The 2546-nt window shown below is 43.6% G+C and carries 2 protein-coding genes; both read right to left on the reverse strand.

Annotation, left to right across the window (positions count from 1 at the left end; translation table 11 throughout):
• Positions 1-284: 284 nt before the first annotated feature.
• Positions 285-887: a 3-isopropylmalate dehydratase small subunit gene (leuD, locus tag BKK50_RS11340; RefSeq protein WP_077418172.1), complete on the reverse strand. Its 603-nt coding sequence runs from the start codon at positions 885-887 to the stop codon at positions 285-287.
• Between the two features lie 13 nt (positions 888-900).
• Entirely contained in the window at positions 901-2310 is a 1410-nt protein-coding gene (leuC, locus tag BKK50_RS11345; protein ID WP_077418174.1) for a 3-isopropylmalate dehydratase large subunit, read from the reverse strand.
• Between the last annotated feature and the right edge of the window lie 236 nt (positions 2311-2546).

Below are 2546 nucleotides of genomic sequence, written 5' to 3' on the forward strand. Positions count from 1 at the left end.
GGGATTGAATATGCGGATCAGCCATTTTTTCTCCTTTATTAATCAAAAAAATAAAAACAAAAAGTGCGGTAAAAAACACCGGTATTATACAGCAGTTGCACAACGTTGTTTTTTGTTACTTGTAGGGACACACTGCGTGTGTCCGAATTTTAACCTATTGAAATAATTTGATTTTATAACGGACACACGCAGTGTGTCCCTACGTTTTGGTTAAAATTTCTGTTTTGTGCATTTGCTACATAATACCGAAAAAATACCGAGAATTTTCACCGCACTTGAACATATTAACGCAAAAATGCCGGGATATTTTTCTCGTATTCTGCGATTTTGTCTTCGTGTTGAAGGGTGAGACCGATATTATCTAAGCCGTTTAACAAGCAGTGACGGCGGAATTCATCTAATTCAAAGTGATAGACTTTCTCACCCACCGTCACGGTCATTGCTTCCAAATCCACATCAATTGGCTTGCCTTCATTTGCCCACACCCATTGGAAAATTTCTTCCACTTCTTGCTCGTTCAAACGAATGGGTAACATATGATTGTTTAAGCTGTTATTGTAGAAAATATCTGCAAAACTTGGGGCGATCATCACTTTAAAACCGTAATCGGCAAGCGCCCAAGGGGCGTGTTCACGGGAAGAACCGCAACCCAGATTTTTACGGGCAAGTAAAATGGTTGCGCCTTGATATTGTGGAAAATTCAGCACAAATTCCGGGTTCGGTTGTGTGCCCTCTACATCTAAATAACGCCATTCGTGGAATAAATGTTTTCCAAAGCCTACTCGTGTAATGGCTTGTAAAAATTGTTTTGGAATGATGGCGTCAGTGTCCACATTTGCCGCATCTAGCGGTACGACTAAGCCTGAAAGTTGTTTAAATCCTGCCATTTTATTTTCCTCTTTAATTTAATACCACATCACGAATATCAACAAATTTACCGAACATACCGGCCGCTGCCGCCATTGCCGGGCTGACAAGGTGGGTTCGTCCGTTACGACCTTGGCGACCTTCAAAGTTGCGGTTGCTGGTGGAGGCGCAACGTTCCCATTCCCCTAAGCGGTCATCATTCATACCTAAACACATAGAGCAACCCGGGTTACGCCATTCTGCGCCCGCTTCGATAAAGATTTTATCTAATCCTTCTTTTTCTGCTTGTTCTTTGACTAGCCCTGAACCCGGCACCACGAGAATACGTTTCACGTTGTCGGCTTTTTTACGTCCTTTCATGACGGCAGCGGCAGCACGCAAATCTTCAATGCGGGCATTGGTACAAGAGCCGATAAACACTTGATCAACGCTAATTTCTTTGAGATCGGTATTGGCTTCTAAGCCAATGTATTGCAAGGCTTTTTCGGCGGAGGCTCGGGTGACGGGATCGTCCATATCAGCAGGATTAGGCACTAACTGATTTATACCAATCACCTGACCCGGGTTGGTTCCCCAAGTCACTTGTGGGGCAATGTCTTTGGCTTCCAAGGTGACAACCGTATCAAATTCTGCATCCTCATCAGATTTTAAGGTTTTCCAGTATTCCACCGCCTCATCCCAATCCTTCCCTTTCGGAGCATATGGACGACCTTTTAAATAGGCAAAGGTGGTTTCATCCGGAGCGATTAAACCGGCTTTTGCTCCCATTTCGATTGCCATATTGCAAACAGTCATTCGACCTTCCATCGAAAGATCACGAATCGCCTCACCGCAAAATTCTACAACGTGTCCGGTGCCACCCGCCATCGTGGTTTTACCGATAATGGCAAGGATAATATCTTTTGCGGTAATGCCCGGTGCGACCTTGCCACGTACCTCAATTTTCATACTTTTCGCCCGAGCTTGCTTTAAGGTTTGCGTAGCTAAAACGTGTTCCACTTCAGAAGTGCCGATACCAAATGCCAAAGCACCGAATGCACCATGGGTGGCAGTGTGGGAATCCCCACAAACAATGGTCATCCCCGGTAGGGTTAAACCTTGTTCCGGCCCCATCACGTGCACAATGCCTTGTTCTTTGGTTTTCATATCGAACAACTGAATACCGGTGGCTTTGGTGTTTTTTTCAAGTTCTAACACCTGAATTTTTGCCTGCCCCTCTAATTTATTCACATCACGCACTTGCGTGGAGATACTGTGATCCATGGTGCCGAAGGTTTTTCCCACTTGACGCACTTGGCGGTCGGCTACACGCAGTCCATCAAAGGCTTGTGGTGAAGTCACTTCGTGGATTAAATGACGGTTAATATACAAAATTGGGGTTTCACCTTCCGCTTCATAAACAATGTGAGCATCAAATAATTTCTGATAGAGTGTTTTTGCCATAATTTTTTCCTGTTTTTTTAGGGGGAAAGTGCGGTGAAAAAAGATAAAATTTTTCGGTATTATGCAACAGTTGCACAATGTTGCTTTTTTGTTATCTTGTAGGGACACACTGCGTGTGTCCGAGTTTTAACCTATTGAAATAATTTGATTTTATAACGGACACACGCAGTGTGTCCCTATGTTTTGGTTAAAATTTCTGTTTTATGCATTTGCTACATAATACCGGAAAAAGCCAT

It is taken from the genome of Rodentibacter rarus (assembly GCF_001998965.1).
Lineage (GTDB): Bacteria > Pseudomonadota > Gammaproteobacteria > Enterobacterales > Pasteurellaceae > Rodentibacter > Rodentibacter rarus.